At 63.6% G+C, this 17401-nt stretch carries 12 protein-coding genes and 1 tRNA gene; 5 read left to right on the forward strand and 8 right to left on the reverse strand.

Annotated features, from left to right (window positions below):
* Positions 1-82 precede the first annotated feature (82 nt).
* Positions 83-1309 (forward strand): DUF1501 domain-containing protein, encoded by a 1227-nt coding sequence (locus PCE31107_RS09140; RefSeq protein WP_150607890.1) that lies wholly within the window; start codon positions 83-85, stop codon positions 1307-1309.
* A gap of 110 nt (positions 1310-1419) precedes the next feature.
* Here the strand turns inward: PCE31107_RS09140 and PCE31107_RS09145 are convergent, their stop codons facing one another.
* Positions 1420-2295, reverse strand: coding sequence for a squalene/phytoene synthase family protein (locus PCE31107_RS09145; protein WP_150607892.1), 876 nt, complete (start codon positions 2293-2295; stop codon positions 1420-1422).
* A gap of 306 nt (positions 2296-2601) precedes the next feature.
* Here PCE31107_RS09145 and PCE31107_RS09150 point away from each other — a divergent pair.
* Positions 2602-2688: transfer RNA gene (locus tag PCE31107_RS09150), tRNA-Leu, on the forward strand.
* A gap of 181 nt (positions 2689-2869) precedes the next feature.
* On the opposite strand, the gene PCE31107_RS09155 is transcribed toward PCE31107_RS09150, so the two are convergent.
* Both PCE31107_RS09155 and PCE31107_RS09160 read right to left on the reverse strand, forming a co-directional pair.
* Positions 2870-3736 carry an NmrA family NAD(P)-binding protein gene (locus PCE31107_RS09155; RefSeq protein ID WP_150607894.1) on the reverse strand — a complete coding sequence of 289 codons (867 nt, stop codon included), beginning with the start codon at positions 3734-3736 and terminating at the stop codon, positions 2870-2872.
* Between the two features lie 63 nt (positions 3737-3799).
* Complete coding sequence (locus PCE31107_RS09160) at positions 3800-5113, reverse strand: serine hydrolase domain-containing protein (protein WP_150608440.1); 1314 nt, start codon at positions 5111-5113, stop codon at positions 3800-3802.
* A gap of 283 nt (positions 5114-5396) precedes the next feature.
* On the opposite strand from PCE31107_RS09160, the gene PCE31107_RS09165 reads away from it, so the two are divergent.
* Positions 5397-6311 (forward strand): LysR family transcriptional regulator, encoded by a 915-nt coding sequence (locus PCE31107_RS09165; protein WP_130026189.1) that lies wholly within the window; start codon positions 5397-5399, stop codon positions 6309-6311.
* 604 nt (positions 6312-6915) lie between these two features.
* Here PCE31107_RS09165 and PCE31107_RS09170 read toward each other — a convergent pair.
* Positions 6916-8595, reverse strand: coding sequence for an ABC-F family ATP-binding cassette domain-containing protein (locus PCE31107_RS09170; protein WP_150607896.1), 1680 nt, complete (start codon positions 8593-8595; stop codon positions 6916-6918).
* Positions 8596-8913: 318 nt separating this feature from the next.
* Between PCE31107_RS09170 and PCE31107_RS09175 the strand changes: the two genes are divergently transcribed.
* Together PCE31107_RS09175 and map are read left to right on the forward strand one after the other, a co-directional pair.
* Positions 8914-9168 carry a ParD-like family protein gene (locus PCE31107_RS09175; protein ID WP_150607898.1) on the forward strand — a complete coding sequence of 85 codons (255 nt, stop codon included), beginning with the start codon at positions 8914-8916 and terminating at the stop codon, positions 9166-9168.
* A complete protein-coding gene (gene map / locus PCE31107_RS09180) occupies positions 9168-9998 on the forward strand; it encodes a type I methionyl aminopeptidase (protein WP_174966597.1) in 831 nt (276 codons plus the stop codon). Before PCE31107_RS09175 ends, map begins: the two co-directional genes overlap by 1 nt.
* 36 nt (positions 9999-10034) lie before the next feature.
* Here map and PCE31107_RS09185 read toward each other — a convergent pair whose 3' ends face one another.
* From PCE31107_RS09185 to PCE31107_RS09200, 4 genes are all read right to left on the reverse strand, one after another.
* A complete protein-coding gene (locus PCE31107_RS09185) occupies positions 10035-10862 on the reverse strand; it encodes a hypothetical protein (protein ID WP_150607900.1) in 828 nt (275 codons plus the stop codon).
* A gap of 246 nt (positions 10863-11108) precedes the next feature.
* A complete protein-coding gene (locus PCE31107_RS09190; protein WP_174966629.1) occupies positions 11109-12224 on the reverse strand; it encodes an HPP family protein in 1116 nt (371 codons plus the stop codon).
* Between the two features lie 384 nt (positions 12225-12608).
* A complete protein-coding gene (locus PCE31107_RS09195) occupies positions 12609-14189 on the reverse strand; it encodes an efflux transporter outer membrane subunit (protein ID WP_150607904.1) in 1581 nt (526 codons plus the stop codon).
* A 12-nt stretch (positions 14190-14201) separates the two neighbouring features.
* The gene (locus PCE31107_RS09200) at positions 14202-17387 is read right to left on the reverse strand and encodes an efflux RND transporter permease subunit (protein WP_150607906.1); all 3186 of its coding nucleotides are present in this window, start codon (positions 17385-17387) and stop codon (positions 14202-14204) included.
* Positions 17388-17401 lie beyond the last annotated feature (14 nt).

The raw sequence follows: 17401 nt of genomic DNA on the forward strand, positions 1-17401 counted from the left end.
CTCGATAGCGAGCGGTAGGACGTGGGTGTGTCATTGGACGACGACTTCGCAGGGTTGCGAAGCGGGCCGAGAGAGGTGTGAGATGCGTCGACGCGATTTTCTGACTTTCGCTAGTGGTCTTGGCGCGGCGTGGCTCACGCCGATGCCGGTGTTCGGGGCGGCACATGATCTGTCCGGGATACGGCAGGGCACGGGTGGCAACTACGGCAATCTGCTGATCCTTATCGAACTCAAAGGCGGGAACGATGGATTGAACACCGTCATTCCCTATGCCGATCCGCTGTATGCGACTCTGCGCCCCAGCATTGGTATCGCGCGGGATCAGGTCGTGCAACTCGATGAGCGTAGCGGCTTACATCCGGCGATGGGCGCGTTGCTGCCGATGTGGCAGGCGAACGAGTTGGCGATCGTGCAGGGGGTGGGGTATCCGCAGCCGAACCTGTCGCATTTCCGGTCTATCGAGATTTGGAATACGGCGTCCCGGTCGGACGAATATTTGCGCGACGGCTGGTTGTCGCGAGCGTTCTCGCAGCGGGCCGTGCCGCCCGGGTTCGATGCCGATGGGGTGATCGTGGGCAGTGCTGAGCTAGGGCCGTTGGGCGGCGGTGCGCGCGCGGTGACGTTGACCAATCCTGCGCAATTCCTGCGCGAGGCCAATCTTGTATCGGCGAATGCGGCGAGGGTGAGCAATCCTGCGTTGGCGCATGTACTGCGTGTGGAGAACGACATCGTGAGGGCAGCGGACGGGTTGCGTCCGCGGCAGGGGCAGTATGTGTTGCGCGCGCCGATGCCGGCGGGGGCGTTCGGCAATGGGGTGAAAACGGCGCTGCAGGTGGTCGCGGCTGCCGATTCGCCGGCGGGCGTGCCGCAGCCCGGGCGTGGGGTTGCGGTGTTGCGTCTGACGCTCAACGGGTTTGATACCCACCAGAACCAGCCGGGGCAGCAGGCGAATTTGTTGCGTCAATTGGCGCAGGGGGTGATGGCGTTGCGGGCAGGGTTGATCGAGTTGAATCGCTGGCAGTCGACGATGATCGTCACCTATGCGGAATTTGGTCGGCGCGCGCGACAGAACCAGAGCCAGGGGACGGATCATGGCACGGTGGCGCCGCATTTCATTGTCGGCGGTCGCGTGCGAGGGGGGCTTTACGGCGACGTGCCGCGTTTGGATCGGCTCGACGGCAACGGCAACTTGCCGTTCGCCGTCGATTTCCGCGAGGTGTACGCGACGGTGCTGCAGCGCTGGTGGGGGCTTGATCCGCAGCCGGTGCTGGGTGGCGTGTTCAAACCGTTGAACGTGTTGCGCGCATGACGCGCTGACATTGACGTTGACGCCGGCGGACGGGCGTGGCCGAGTGTCTGCGTCGTTCGCGGGTGGCGTGACGAAGTCGCGAGCCCGGGCGTGTTGTCCGCCGGTTCGTGTCAGCGTGCGCGCCAGGCGCGCCAGAATTTACGCAGCGGGGTGAGATCGATCCGTTGATGCAGCACTTGGTAATCGCTGGCGGCGACTTCGTCCATCAAGGCCAATTGCAGCGCGGCGAGGGCGAGCAGCGGCTTTTGTTGGCGGCGATCTCGTTTGGGGATGGCGGCTGCCGCCTCGGTGATGGCACGACGTGCGCGCGTGTGCTGGAACTTCATGAGGTCGACGAACGCGGGCGAGTACTTACCGTTTTGCAGATCGGCGGCGGTCACACCGAATTGTTGCAGCTCGTTGATCGGGAAATAGACGTAGCCGGCACGTGCATCGACGCCTGCGTCGGTGATGCGTCGGCCGAGCGTGATGGCGTGGCCGAGGGCGTGGGCACTAGCGGGGGTTTGCGGGTCGTCGAAGCCATAGACGTGGGCCGCGAGCACGGCGGGTGCACCGCCGGCGGCGTCGCAATAGTGGGAGAGGCCGGCGAAGTCGAGGTAGCGCATCTGGGCCAGATCCATCTCTGCGCCATGCAGGACGGCGTCGAACGTGGCGCGGTCGAGCCCGCGTTGCTTGACGACGGGGGCAAGGGCGCGGGAGACGGGGTGAGCCGGGGAGCCGGAGAAGAGTCGCGCGAGTTCCTGGCGCCACCAGTCGAGCTTTGCGTGGGCGACGCCCGGGTCATGGACGGCGGCATGGATATCGGCGATTTCCTGGAAGAACGCGTGGACGGCGTAGGCGGGGTCGCGCTTGGACGGCGGTAACTGGAGTAGTGCGTAGTAGAGAGCGGAGCCGGGAGGGCCGGCCTTCTGGCGGCAATACGCGGTGGCCTGCGCGGGACTGGCGGGGGTGCCGGAGGTGTCGTCGGCGGTCTGGTGGGGTTGCATGCGAATGGGGTATCGGTTGGGTCAGGTGCCCGGATGCCGGTGCGCGGGCGCGCACGTGGGGCAAATGCCGTGAATTGGGGCGAATTCTAGCATTGAGGGCTTGGCGGCGGCGTGGGAAGGGCCGGGCGGGGTTGGGCGCTGCGTGAGATTGCCGGTGATTATCAGTTCGTGTAGAATTCTCGCCTGCTTTGACGCATGCGAGCGGGGCGGCGACGAGTCGCCCTTTTTCATGTCCGACAGGACGCATGCCGTCGACCCGATGCTGGGGTGTCGTACCTGTATCTAGGTGACCGACGCCCACGGGCTGCGAGGATGGCGAAATTGGTAGACGCACCAGGTTTAGGTCCTGACGCCCGCAAGGGTGTAGGGGTTCGAGTCCCCTTCCTCGCACCAACTCCCCGTTTTGGCATCGGTTACGAAGACTTCCAGTGGTTGGCGAGCACAGGTAAAACAGAACGGCGTGCGCGACAGTGGCACGATCTGCTCGTCACTGAACCGCCCTTCTTCATACCAACTCATCGTCGGATCAGGAGTAACAAGACCTTGAGTCCGCGCATCGCGCTATCGGCTCTGGTCAGGTGCGACGCGACACAAGCTCGCCCAGAATGGTCTCCAGTTCGACGTGGCCGCGCAAGATTCCATCAGGGCTGCTTTCGAAATCGATCCAGCCTTCGTTGAAGCCGTCCAGCATGCGCATGCGAGGTAGAGGATGCTTCATGCCCTCCGTGCGGAACAGCGCTTCCCAGGTCTGCCTTTCGACCACTTCCGCACGTACCTCACGACGCAACACGCACGCGAAAGCCGCTGCGAGATCGTTCGGACTCACCCGGCGTGGACCTTCAAGCTCGACGACGCGCACACCGCGCCACGTCTGCTGAAGGAGGTCGGCAGCAACGCGGCCGACGTCTGCGGTGGCGACCATCGGCACCGGCTTGTCGAGCGGCTGCAGGTAACTGGCAATCACTCCATCGTCGCTTGCGGACGCAACATCCCATGCGGCGTTCTCCATGAACCAGCCTGGCCGCAGGAACGTCACGGGCATCGGCATCTCGCGCAGCGCCTGCTCCATCAGCGTGCGTTGAGTGAGCAGGTTGACCTCGTCCGCCTGCGCGCCGATCGTCGACAGGCAAACGACCTTGCCGGGCCGTGCCTCCAGGAGAGCTGCGGACACAGCCTCAATTACCGTGCGCGCTTCGGGAAAGCCAGGTTCCGGATCGAACTCCGAAGGCGGCAGGATGAAAACGCCGGTCGCGCCTTCGAACGCAGCGGCGAGCGACGAAGTGTCTTCCATGCGAGCCCTCGCGATCTCGCAACCTCGCTGTGCCCAAGTCTCTGCCCGCGTCGCATCGCGCACGACTGCGCGCACCGACTGACCCGCAGCCAGTAGTTCGCGGGCCAGTGCGCCGCCCACCTTGCCGGTGATTCCTGTGATTACATACATTGCTCGTTCTCCATGTGTGGATAAATCGGTTGGCGCAGCGTGAATGTGCCGACGCTCAATCGCTCAGGCGCGACGCAATCCGTCGTAAAACGCCTGCTCGAACTGTCCGTAGAGGTTCACGACGCGCGCATCGTAGAAGGGCAGCATCTGCGTAAAAAGCGATCCGGCGACCCGCTTGACCGGATCCACCCAGAAGTAGGTGTTCAACAATCCGGCCCAGCTCACACTGCCTGCGCTTCGTCCGTGGGGTCCTGGCTGCATATTGATGTCGAACGACAGCCCCCACTTATGCGCAGTGCCCGGAAACTGATCGAAACTGTTCGACCAGGACGGCTGCGCCGTCTTCATCTCCGTGACCTGCAGGTCGCCAATGTGATTGCGGAACATTGTTGCGACGGTGTCGGCTCGTAGCACGCGTTCGCCGCGATAGGTACCGCCGTTCAACAACATTTGCAGGAACGCCATGTAGTCGCGTGGCGTGCTGAAGAGTCCGCCTCCGCCCATGAAAAATTCGGGGCGCTGGTTGATCTCGAACGGCTCGGGCGCGAGTGAGCCGTCCGCGTGACGCCTGTGCATGGTCGCGACGCGCCGCTTCTGCTCGCTACCGATGAGAAAGCCCGTGTTGCGCATACCCAACGGAGCGAAGATGTGCTCGCGGAAGTAGACTTCCAGCGACTGATCGGTCACGGCCTCGACCAGTTTGCCGAGCCAGTCCATGCTGATGCCGTACTCCCAGCGCTCGCCCGGCTCGAATTCGAGCGGTGCCGCGAATGCACCGTTCATCGAATAGCCGATGTCCGGCATGCCCGTTACTGTCTCGTACCGGCTTAGCTTGTCGCTCCAGATGCTGTAGGTGAATCCGGAGGTATGCGTGAGGAGATGGCGCACCGTAATCGCATTGCGCGCAGGACGCAGCTTGGGCTGCCCGGAGGCGTCGAATCCTTCAAGGATTTGAGGCGACTTCAACTGCGGCAGCATCTCGCCCGCAGGTTGATCCAGCCGCAGTCTGCCCTGTTCGATGAGCTGCATGCACGCGGTTGCGGTAATCGCCTTTGTCATCGACAGAAGCCAGAAGACTGTGTCGGGATTAATGGCCTCGCCAGTACGGGCGTTCGCCCGGCCGCATGCTCCCTCGTAAACCAGTCCGCGGTCGGTTGCGCCCATGGCGACAACACCGGCAACCGTGCCGTCGTCCACCGCCCTCTGCAGGCATTGATCGATCGAACTGTAGGCCGGATGATCGGCCAGCGCGGCGTCGCCACTCGTGCGCTGCGATACTGCCCGCGCGTCGCGGCTTGCGACGCCACCAAGTGTCGCAAGAGCCAGCAGGCTCGACGCACCCTTCAGAAGACGACGACGATCTGTTTGAACTGCCATTTTCCGTTTCTTCCCGAATGAATGAATCGCGGCACTACAGTGCTTCAGTGATGGCTGAAAGACGTGCGCCGCAAGCGGTTCCCGTTGAAGCGTCCAGCGGATGTCTCGGTGAGACGTATTCTGGCCAGGCACTAAGCAAAACAAAATGACATGGATGTCATAAGATAAGTGACAAAGTGTCATCAATTTGGCATGATCAACGGACATGCCCACTGCTGCGCGGCGCAGCGTTTGCTTTCACGCGGTCGACCGCGCTACGCCACACGTATTAACTCGAGCAACCATGAGATCCAGCAGCGAGAAGCTTTCCGGCAGCATTAGCGTGTTTGCCGCCGTAGTGGACGCGGGAACGTTTGTGGCCGCTTCGGAAGTGATAGGAATGACGCCGCCGGGCGTCAGTCGGGCGATTGCGCGGTTGGAAAAAAGGTTGAACATCCGGCTCTTCAGCCGGACAACGCGCTCCGTATCCTTGACTGAAGAGGGCCGCCGCTTTTACGAGCAGGTCATGCCCCATCTCGCCGGACTTGAGGAAGCTGCGGCCGCTGCGGCAGGCGGCGCGTCCGCTGTGCGTGGAAAGCTGAGAATCAATTTGGATCCTGTCGTCTACCGGACCATTCTCGGGCAACAACTGGATGCGTTCATGGACGCACACCCCGAACTCGAAATCGAGTTCATCGCGCGAGACAGCCTTGGCGACCTCGTCGTGGACGGCTTCGACCTCGCCGTGCGATTCGGCAAACCCAAAGCGTCAACCCTGGTCGCGAGAAAGCTGCTCGACACCCGCATCGTGACGGTCGCAGCGCCCTCGTACATTGCTCGCTGGGGACGACCGGCAAAACCCGAGGACCTGCAAGATCGAAGGCACAGATGCCTTGAATTTCGCAACCCGGAGACAGGCAAGCCGTTCCAGTGGGAATTTCATCGCAAGCAAAAACGCATCGTGGTCGACACTCAGGGACGACTCACGGTCAACGATCCTGGTGCCTTGCTCAACGCATGTCTCGCCGGTTCTGGGATTGCGCAGATGTTGCTGCTTGGCGCGGAGCCCCTGATTGCCGATGGCCGGTTGATCAATCTCTTTCCCGAATGGGTAGACGAACGGTATCCGTTATACGTCTACTACGCATCTCGGCACCACGTGCCGGCAAAGACCCGTGCTTTTCTTGAGTTCGTCGTGGAACTCACAGGCAATCACTAGCGCGCTGGCGCGCGCTAGTGCTGCTTCGGCGAACTGGCGAATTGGCGAGGCGACATCGAATCGCCGGTTACGTATGCGAAACGGACACTGACGCCCCGTGGTCCACCGTCCGCTTCCGGCCGGAAACGGTCATGAACGAGGGCAGTTTCTGACCCTGAGTTGCTATTGGGGCCAGCACGGCCGGGCGGCGGCTCACCCGGTGTAACGGATGTTGTGTGCCTTTGCGCATACCGCCACGTTCGCGATCACGTACGTCAGGCGTATTCATCACTTCCCGGATCGATCACCTCGGCGTGTACAGCCAACGGCCACGACGGCTTTCCGCGTTGAGTTAGAGCAACCTGGAACCGATAGGTCAAGTGATCTCACCCGCTTGCCGGCAGTACACGCGATATCCCGGCCAACGTCGATGTGCATTTCCCAACGCCCAGCCCCAAGCGATTTCGAATCGCCAAAGCGGCCGAACTCTGCGCGCTTAACTCCCGATGCACGACCAGACGCTTAAGAAGTACCAACGCCGCTGAGGTTACACGCGAGCAAAGGGTAGCCGGTCGGCGGTGCACGTCGCCTCCCTTGCCACGTGCACCACCCTCCCGCTGGGAGCTCAGGCGATGGCCTGCGGCTCTGCCGCAGTCTGCTCTCGCATGCGGCGAGCTTCGTCGCGCAGAAACTGCTGGTAATCGTCCAGATCGCCGTCGAACGGCTCGACACCGCCCTTGGTGACCAGCCAGAACTCATCACATACGGCACGCAGGAGCGCCCGGTCGTGACTGACCAGCATCACCGTGCCTTCGAATTCGTTGAGCGCCACGGCGAGCGCTTCGCGTGTGGCCAAGTCGAGGTGGTTGGTCGGCTCGTCCAACAGCAGCAGGTTGGGGCGCTGCCACACGATCATGCAAAGCACAAGCCGCGCCTTTTCACCGCCGCTCATCGTGTTGACCGCCTGATGGACCATGTCACCGCTGAAGTTGAAAGTGCCGAGGAACGTGCGAAGCGATTGCTCGGTGCCACTCTGACCCGGGGCGCGCATGTGCGCCGGCGTGTCCCTGGCAAGGCGAATCATGTGTTCCATCGGCGTGTCGAGCGGGCGCAGCACGTCGAGCTCCTGCTGTGCGAAGTAGCCGATGTTCAGGCCCTTGCCCTCGCTGATCTCTCCGTCAATCGGCGCCAGCGCGTGGGCCACCGTCTTCACCAGCGTGGACTTGCCTTGGCCGTTGGCGCCAAGAATTCCGATGCGTTGCCCAGCCAGCACGGAACGGTTGATGCCCCGCACGATGACCGTGGGCGGCGTGCCCGGCAGTGCGCCGGCCGGCGCGGGGTAGCCGAAGCTTGCGTCAAGCATTGACAACAGCGGGTTCGGAACGTTGAGGGGCTCCTTGAACTCGAAGTTGAACTCGGCATCGGCGAGCACCGGTGCGATCTTCTCCATCCGTTCGAGCGCCTTGACCCGGCTCTGCGCCTGTTTCGCCTTGGACGCCTGGGCCTTGAAACGATCGATGAATTTCTGCAAGTGGGCCATTTTCTCCACCTGCTTGGCCATCGCGGCCTGCTGCAACACGAGTTGCTCAGCGCGCATCTCTTCGAACTTGCTGTAGTTGCCGCCATAACGCACGAGCTTGGCATGGTCGACGTGCACGGTCACCTGCGTCACTGCATCGAGGAATTCGCGGTCGTGGCTGATCACGACAAGGGTTCCCTGATAGCGTTTGAGCCACGCTTCCAGCCAAACCAGCGCGTCGAGGTCGAGGTGATTGGTCGGTTCGTCGAGCAGCAGAAGGTCGGACGGGCACATGAGCGCGCGCGCCAACTGCAGTCGCATGCGCCAGCCGCCGGAGAAACTGTTGACCGGCTGGCTAAGCTGCGCGGCACTGAAGCCAAGGCCAAGGATCAACGCTTGGGCACGTGCGGAGGCATCATGAGCCCCGGCGTCGTGCAGGCTCATGTAGGCGTGCGCCATACGCATGCCGTCGTCGCTGGCCTCGGCGGCGGCCACTTCTGCCTGCGCGGCCAGCAGCACGGTGTCACCCTCGACGACGAAGTCGGTCGCGCCCTGCTCGGTCTCCGGCATCTCCTGCGCGACCTGGCCCATCTTCCATGTAGTGGGAATGGAGAACTCGCCGCTATCTTCATGCAGCGTGCCATTGAGAAGACCGAAGAAGGAGGACTTGCCGGCACCATTGCGGCCAACGAGACCAATCTTTTCGCCGGGGGCAAAGGTGACGGACGCGCTGTCGAGCACGACATTGACGCCGCGGCGCAGCGTGAGATTACGGATGGAAATCATAAGGGGCTACTTCGGGGAGGACTGGCATGATAGCCGACCGGACGTGCAGAGCGTCGCAATCGCGTCGATTTGCATCGGCACCGGCAGTGGATTAGACGATTATTGTGTCGGAAAACTATGCTTTTCTGGCGGCGCGGCGCTTTGATCATGCGGGTTAGGGCGATCGAGGCGACGAACGCATTTTGAGCAAGCCTGGCGCAAAGCGATTCCCCGTGTGATCGCTCGCGACTTCAAATCGCTTGCACTCGGCCGAGACAACCGGACACGGGTCTGATAATATACGTTTCGTAGCTACTTCGTATATAAAAGGACCGCAACATGGGTATCGTCAAGATATCGGAGCAGATGCACGCGGCGTTGCGCAACACCAGCGGCGCACTCAGCCGCTCGATCAACGCGCAAGCCGAGCATTGGCTGCGCGTGGGCATGCTCGCCGAACTCAATCCCTCGCTGAGTTACGGCGACATCTGCCGCAAGCTCATCGAATCCGATGGCGTCCAGGCCAGTGAGGCCGAGGTCGCCGCTTCTCCAGCAACCGGTGCACCCGTCACCGCATTCAACAAGGTGGCGTAATGGTGCGCGAACGCGTTGTCATCCGATCGAACGAAGAAATTGCCCTGTCGCGCCGCGCAGGCGAAATGGCCGCGCAGGTGCTCGCGATGATTGGCGAGCACGTCAAGCCCGGCGTCACGACCGATGCACTCGATCGCCTGTGTCACGACTTCATCGTGGACGAGCTGAAGGCGATCCCCGCCAATATCGGCTATCACGGCTATCCGAAGACCGTGTGTGCGTCGGTGAATCACGTCGTCTGTCACGGCATTCCCGGCGAAAAGACGCTGCATGACGGCGATATCGTGAACATCGACGTCGCCCTCATCAAGGACGGCTGGTTCGGCGACACGAGCCGCATGTATTACGCGGGCAAGCCGAGCATTCTTGCCAAGCGTCTGGTCGACACCACCTTCGAGGCGATGCTCGCCGGTATCAGGGCCGTGCGTCCGGGCGCCACGCTGGGCGACGTCGGCTACGCGATCCAGACGGTGGCGCATCGCGAAGGCTTCAGCATCGTGCGCGACTATTGCGGGCACGGCATCGGCACCACCTATCACGACGACCCGCAGGTGCTGCACTACGGGCGCCCGGGCACAGGGCTCACGCTGCGCCCCGGAATGATCTTCACCATCGAACCGATGGTCAATGCCGGCAAGCCGGACACGAAGCAACTGGCGGATGGCTGGACAGTCGTCACGCGCGATCGTTCGTTGTCTGCCCAGTGGGAGCACATGGTGGCTGTGACGGAGACGGGCTTCGAAGTGCTTACGCAATGGCCCGATGGCCTTGGCGAGTACGCCCGCTTCGGCACGCTCGAGAGCAGCGCGGCAACGGCCAACGCTGCCTGACAGGGATGGCAGCGCCTGGGGCGCGCGGCACGCGCCTCAGACGTCGTCCGGTGCGTCGTCGAGCGTCAGCAACTGGTCGGCGAAGCGCCGGTACAACCATGCGGCGCTCCCCGTGGAGACCGCGATCCATGCCACCGACATCACCGTTTGAAGCACAAGCGTGCCGAGCGCTACCGACTTGGCGGCCGGCGCGACGCGCAGCAACGCTGCGAACAGGGCCGTCACGACAATGCCCGCAATAATCAACGGCAAGACCGTCCCTATCGTCGTGCCGAACATCGCCCAGAAGTGCCCGCGCGAATCCTGCCAAGCGGCGCGCCAGCGCTTGCTGCGTCCGGCGCCAATCTGGGCAAAGATCAGCGATACGCGCGTCAGCACGTAGAGCACCATACAGATCAACAGCACGCAAAATGTGGCAAGCCCCGCAGACGAATTTCCGTGTCCCGTTGCCCGCATCGCCAACACCACTCCGATGCCGACGACCAGCCACACCGTCGCGAAGCCGACGAAAACCTGGGTTGACGTCCAGAGATAGCGCCAGAGATCGCGCCCATACCACCGCCCTTGCCGGGCGGCGTCGGGGCCGAGAATCGTATAGCGAAAGACATGGATGACGAGCACGGAGAACGCGACGAGATTCGCGAAAAAAACGCCGAACGACATGAGCGCAATGCGCAGACGATAGAGGGCGGGTTCGCCGATTTGCGATGCGGTGCGTGCGAGCTGATCGAGCGAAACGCTAAGTCCAGACGTCACGAGGAAGACGACGGCAATCGCCAGGCTTAGCCAGGGCCGTTGACGCAACGCGTTGAAGCCGTCGCGCCATGCCCCCTTGAAACACTGTTTGAACGTGATCGGTTCCATGCTCTCCCTTGCGCGAATTTCGCTTCGCTAAACGAAGCGCTACGGCGTCGGTACGTCACGCCGCCGCCATTCTTGCAGATCGGCTCAGGACTGACAATTCCACGCAGGGAGGGGCGGTGTCCGACGTGCGCAGTACCACGACGGGCGCCGGGCCAGGGTGAGGCAGGGGAAAGTGCGCTGCGATGCTTGACGCGCATCGCAGGTGTTTGACGCTCAGTGATCAGTCCCTGGCGGGCGATTGGCGTTTCACGCAGCCATGACCTTGCGAAGCACTTCGGCGTGCGTGACAACGCCCACAAGCCGCGCCGCTTCGTCGAGCACGGGCAGGGTGCCGTGACGTTGCGTCATCAGCAGCGGCACCAACTCCGAGAGTGGCATGCCGGCGGTGGCCGACTGCGGCTGCGTTTGCATGACGTCGCGAACCGCCGGGCGCTGCCCCGTGCCGATCGACATGCCAAAGCGCGGCCAACGCTGGCGGCGCGCTCGGCGCGTGTGAAGATCGTGACGCGTGATCAATCCAATGACGCGAGCGTCGCCATCGACGACCGGCAGGGCGTCCAGCCCGTGTCGCTGCAACAGACGCCACGCTGCCGGCGCTTCGTCGTGCGCCTGGACCTTCGCGAGTGCCGGCGTCATGACATCGGCACAGGTCAACTCGCGGGCGCGGCGCGCATAGGCCTCGCGCTGGGTGTCGCGGAGCAGGCTGGCGAGGTCGTCGGCGGAAATGTCGAGCAACTCGCTGCGGCGAGCGAGGGCCTTCTCGGCGTCAGCCGTCGTGACCGGTATGGCGGAGGCATTGACCGGACGCACCGTGGCCTGCGCACGCATGGCGTGTGGGTAGCGATGGCCGGTGAGCGCGTGATAACCGATGGCCGCGCCGAGCAGTGCCACCGACTGCACAGCAATCGGCTCAAGGACGAAACCGTACCCAAGGGCGTGGACAGCCGGGCCGCCGAGCACGGCGGTCAGTGCCACGGCGCCCGACGGCGGGTGCACGCAGCGCAGCGTGAACATCAACGCGATGGAGACGCCGACTGCAGTGGCCGCCGCGGCGATCGGCGACGGAATGTACATCGCGCACGTCACCCCGACGACGGCGGCGACCAGATTGCCGCCGAGAATCGACCAGGGTTGGGCGAGAGGACTGGCCGGTACCCCGAAAAGCAACACGGCGGATGCCCCCATCGGCGCAACGAGCCAGGGGATATACGTCGCGGGGCCGAGCATCCAGAGCATCAGGCCACCGGTCAGTGCAATCCCGCACAGCGCGCCAAAGCCCGCGCGCAGTCGTTCGCGCCAGTGGACGGCCACCACGGCGGGCAGAAAACCCGCCAGCCAATCCCTCACGTCGCGTCGTGTCATTGCCATGTCGTCCCGCTCCACCATCTGCACCCGTTTAGGGCGGCGTGTTGATATTTTGTGCATGATATATCGTATATCGATGGATTGGGAGAGTGCGAGCGCGAGATTTTAATGCTGCACCGCAGCGAAATCTCGAATAGGAACGGGTTGGCGATGAAGCGGCGCACCAAAATCAGGAAAACGAGACGCAAAAGGCGTGATCCTGGCCGGCGGAGGAAGGAGGGAATGCTGTCCGGAGGATGGGCGGATCGGCGGATGCGAAGAGCGCAGGTTCATCTGGTGCGCACGGAGCAAAAAAAGCCCGGGCACGCCGAACGTCGGTTGACGCAAGGCAGGCACCGGGCAAGCAGGGACGCAGGGAAGAAACTTTGACGCAGATGAAATCTATCGGGCGGCTACCGTGGCGTTGTCGGCCGGCGTCGCCGCCGTAGCGCCGTTGGCCGGCCCGTTGGGCGACCCCGGCGTCGTGGACGTCGTTGGCGCATTGGCCACCGGCACATCGCCCCAGCCGCCGCCGAGAGCGCGGATCAGGTTGACGGTCGAGACCGCGTTCGCGCCGGCGAGTTGGACCGCGCTGCGCCGCGCCTGAAGCACCGTACGTTCCGCATCGATGACATCGAGATAGGCAATCGAGCCTTCCTGATACTGCATGCGCGAGAGTTGTGCGGCACGGTTCGACGCTGTCACCGCATCGTTCTGCGCGCGCATCTGCGCGGCAAGCAGGCGCAGGTTGGACAGGTTGTCCTCGACTTCCTGGAACGCGACGAGGACTTGCTGGCGATAGTTCGCGACGTCTTCCTCGTAGCGCGCCCGCGCCCGCGACAGATTGCCGCTGCGCGCGCCGCCATCGAAGATCGGCATCGAGAGCAGTCCGCCTACCACTGGGCCGAGCAGGAAGGTACGGCTCGACCAGTTGAACAGGTCGCCCAGCGTGGCCGCTTCGAAGCCGCCCGCGCCGGTGAGCGAGAGCGAGGGGAAGAAGGCCGCTTTCGCCACGCCGATGCGCGCGTTGGCGGCTGCCATGCCGCGTTCGGCCGCCGCGATATCCGGACGTCGTTCGAGCAAGGCAGACGGCAGACCCGCCGGGATGTGCACGGCGACCGGCGTGAGCGGCGACGGCGCGAACGTGAATTGCGCGGGCGCCTTGCCGAGCAGAATCGCGAGGCTGTGTTCCGAGGCGGCCCGCAGACGCGCGACCGCCAGCGCGTCGGATTGCGCCGTGGCCAGTTCGGCCTTGGCGCGCGCCACGTCCAGCTCGTCGATATCGCCTTCGGCAAAGCGTCGCTGCACCAGCTTGAGCGCTGCTTCGCGCAGCGTCACCGTTTGCGTGTAGAGCGCCTGTTCCGCGTCGAGCTCGCGCAGGCTGAAGTAGTTCTGCGCGACATCGGCTTGCAGCGCAAGCTGCACCGAGCGATAGAGGGCTTCGCTCTGCTCGGCGTCCGCGCGGGCTGCAGCAACGTTGTCCGACACGCGTCCGAACAAATCGACTTCATAGCCGACGCTCGCTTGCGCGCGCCACAGCGTGTACGGCGCGATGTTCGTGCCGTCCGGTTGCATCTGCGAGGCGGGTGAGAGCTTCTGCCGCGTGGGACCGAACCCGGCGTCGAGCGTCGGGAACAGCGCCGCACGGGCCTGACGCTGCACCCCTCGGGCTTCCTGCACGCGGGCGGCGGCCGCCTTCAGGTTCTGGTTGGCCGCCAGCGCATCATCCTCGAGCGTGTCCAGGGTGGCGTCGCCAAACACCTTCCACCATTGGCCGCGCGCCATTGCTTCGGCAGGCTCGGCAGGCTTCCACGTGCCGGCTTCACCGGCCGGGAGCGACGCTTCCTTGAATGCCGTCGGCGTCCCCTTGTCGGTCACCGTCGGCACTTCGTACGTGGGGGCCATCGAGCAGCCCGCCACCACCAGCAGGGCCCCGAGCAGGCTCGAGACACCCAGACTTCGTTTGATCCATTGCGATTGCATGATTGGCATCCTTCAGACTTCGGCCTTGACGTTGGCGGGCATGGTCGATGCGTGAGCGCTGTGCAGCGGCTTCTTGCCCGCCAGCGTGCGCAGCAGCACGTAGAACACCGGCGTCATAATCAGACCGAAGCCGGTCACGCCGATCATGCCGAAGAACACGGCAACCCCCATCGCGTGACGCATTTCCGAACCGGCGCCGGTCGATGTCACCAACGGCACCACCCCCATGATGAACGCGATCGACGTCATCAGAATCGGGCGCAGACGCAGGCGGCTTGCCTCGATCGCGGCGGCCACGGGACTGCGGCCTTGCATTTCCAGCTCGCGTGCGAACTCCACGATCAGGATCGCGTTCTTCGCGGAGAGCCCCACCAGCACCATCAGACCGATCTGCGTGAAGATGTTGTTATCCCCTCCGGTCAGCCACACGCCGAACAGCGCGGACAGAATGCTCATCGGCACGATCATGATGACGGCGAGCGGCAGCGTCAGGCTTTCGTACTGTGCGGCGAGCACCAGGAACACCAGCAGCACCGAGATCGGGAACACCCACAGCGCCGAGTTGCCCGCGAGAATCTGCTGATACGTCAGGTCCGTCCATTCGAACTTCACCCCGCGCGGCAGCGTCTCGGCGGCAATGCGCTCCACGGCAGCCTGCGCCTGACCCGACGAATACCCGGGGGCCGGACCGCCGTTCACGTCGGCGGCGGTGTAGCCGTTGTAGCGCACCACCATTTCCGGGCCGAACGTTGGCGACACTTTCACCAGTGACGAGAGCGGCACCATGTCGCCATGGCTGTTTCGAGTCTTGAGCAGCCCGATGTCGTCGGCATGGGCGCGGAACGGCGCATCGGCCTGAACACGCACCTGATACACGCGTCCGAACTTGTTGAAGTCGTTCACGTACAGCGAGCCGAGGTAGATCTGCATGGTGTCGAACACGTCGGTGATCGGCACACCCAACTGCTTGGCTTTCACGCGGTCGAGATCCACGTTCAACTGCGGCACGTTGATCTGGTACGACGAGAACGTCGGGCCCAGTTCCTTCGTCTGCGAGGCCTTCTTGATGAACGCCTGCGTGGCGTCGTTCAAGGCGGCGTAGCCGAGCGCGCCGCGATCTTCGATTTGCAGCTTGAAGCCGCCGAGTGTCCCGAGCCCCAGCACCGGCGGCGGCGGGAACACGGCGATGAACGAGTCCTTCATCTTCGAGTACGCGCCGTTGAGTTGCCCGGCGATGGCGGCCGCCGAGAGCGTCTTGTCGTGACGCTCGGCGAACGGCTTGAGCGTGACGAACACGATGCCGGCCGACGACGAGTTGGTGAAGCCGTTGACCGACAACCCCGGGAAGGCCACGGCGCTTTGTACACCCGGCGTTTTCAGGGCAACGTCGGTCATGTCGCGAATCACCTTCTCGGTACGGTCGAGCGACGCGCCGTTCGGCAACTGGGCGAACGCGACCAGATACTCCTTGTCCTGCGCCGGCACGAAGCCGCTCGGCACGACCTTGCTCATCAGCATCGTGGCGCCGAGCAGGACGGCGAAGATCGCCATCATGATCGCCTTGCGCCCGATCACGCGCGTCACGCCTTGACCGTACTTCTCGGAGCCGCGATGGAACACGCGGTTGAACGCGTTGAAAAAGCCGCCCAGAAATCGGTTCATCTGCCGCGTGAGCCAATCGGGCTTGGCGTGATGGTCCTTGAGCAGCAGCGCGGCCATGGCCGGCGACAGCGTGAGCGAGTTGAAGGCCGAGATTACGGTCGAGATGGCGATGGTCATCGCGAACTGCTTGTAGAACTGACCCGTGAGACCCGACATGAAGGCGAGCGGCACGAACACGGCCACCAGCGTGAGCGCGATCGCGATAATCGGACCACTCACTTCGCGCATGGCCTGATACGTCGCTTCCTTGGGCGAGAGCCCGGCCGCGATGTTGCGCTCCACGTTCTCGACCACCACGATGGCGTCGTCCACCACGATGCCGATGGCGAGCACCATCCCGAACAGCGACAGCGCATTGATCGAGTAGCCGAAGCCGAGCAGCAGGGCGAACGTCCCCACAATCGATACCGGCACGGCGAGCAGCGGAATGATCGACGCGCGCCACGTCTGCAGGAACACGATCACTACCAGCACCACGAGGGCGATGGCTTCAAGCAGCGTGTGCACCACGGCCTTGATCGACGACCGCACGAACTGCGTCGGGTCATACACGATGCGATATTCGACGCCCGGCGGCATGTCCTTTTGCAGCTCCGCCATGGCTTCGCGGACTTGATCGGAGATCTGCAGCGAGTTCGCCCCCGGCGACTGGTTGATGGCCAGTGCCACCGCCGGCTGGTTGTCGAGCAACGAGCGCAGGCTGTATTGCGAGGCGTCGAGCTGCACGCGGGCCACGTCGCCCAGGTGCGTGACGGCACCGTCCGGTGAGGTCTTCAGGATGATGTCGCGGAACTCGTCTTCCGTATTCAACCGCCCACGCGCGTTGACGTTGAGCTGCAACGGCGTGTTCGGACCGGCCGGCGACGCGCCGATGACACCGGCCGCGACCTGCACGTTCTGTTCGCGAATGGCCTTCACCACGTCCGAGGCGGTCAGGCCGCGCTGGGCAACCTTTGCAGGATCGAGCCACACCCGCATCGAGTAATCACCCGCGCCCCACAACTGCACCTCGCCTACGCCCTTGATGCGCGAGAGGCGATCCTTGACGTTGATGAGCGCGTAGTTGCGCAGGTAGGTCATGTCGTAGCGCTGGTTCGGCGAGAGCAAGTGCACCACCATCGTGAGCGTGGGCGAGGACTTGATCGTCGTTACCCCCAGACGCTGCACGTCGTCCGGCAGACGCGGCAGCGCTTGCGAGACGCGGTTCTGCACGAGCTGCTGGGCCTTGTCCGGGTCGGTGCCCAGGCGGAAGGTCACGGTCGTGGTGAGGTTGCCGTCGCTGTTGGCCTGCGACTGCATGTACAGCATGTTCTCCACGCCGTTGATCTGCTCTTCGAGGGGCGCGGCCACGGTCTCGGCGATCACCTTCGGGTTGGCGCCGGGGTATTGGGCATGCACCACGACCGACGGCGGAACCACTTCCGGGTACTCCGAGATCGGCAACTGGAACACGGCGATCAGGCCGGCCAGCAGCGTGATGATCGAGAGCACCCCCGCGAAGATGGGCCGGTCGATAAAGAATTTTGAGATGTTCATGACGAGACTCTTGG

Origin of the sequence: Pandoraea cepalis (genome assembly GCF_902459625.1) — a bacterium.
In the GTDB taxonomy this organism is placed as follows: domain Bacteria; phylum Pseudomonadota; class Gammaproteobacteria; order Burkholderiales; family Burkholderiaceae; genus Pandoraea; species Pandoraea cepalis.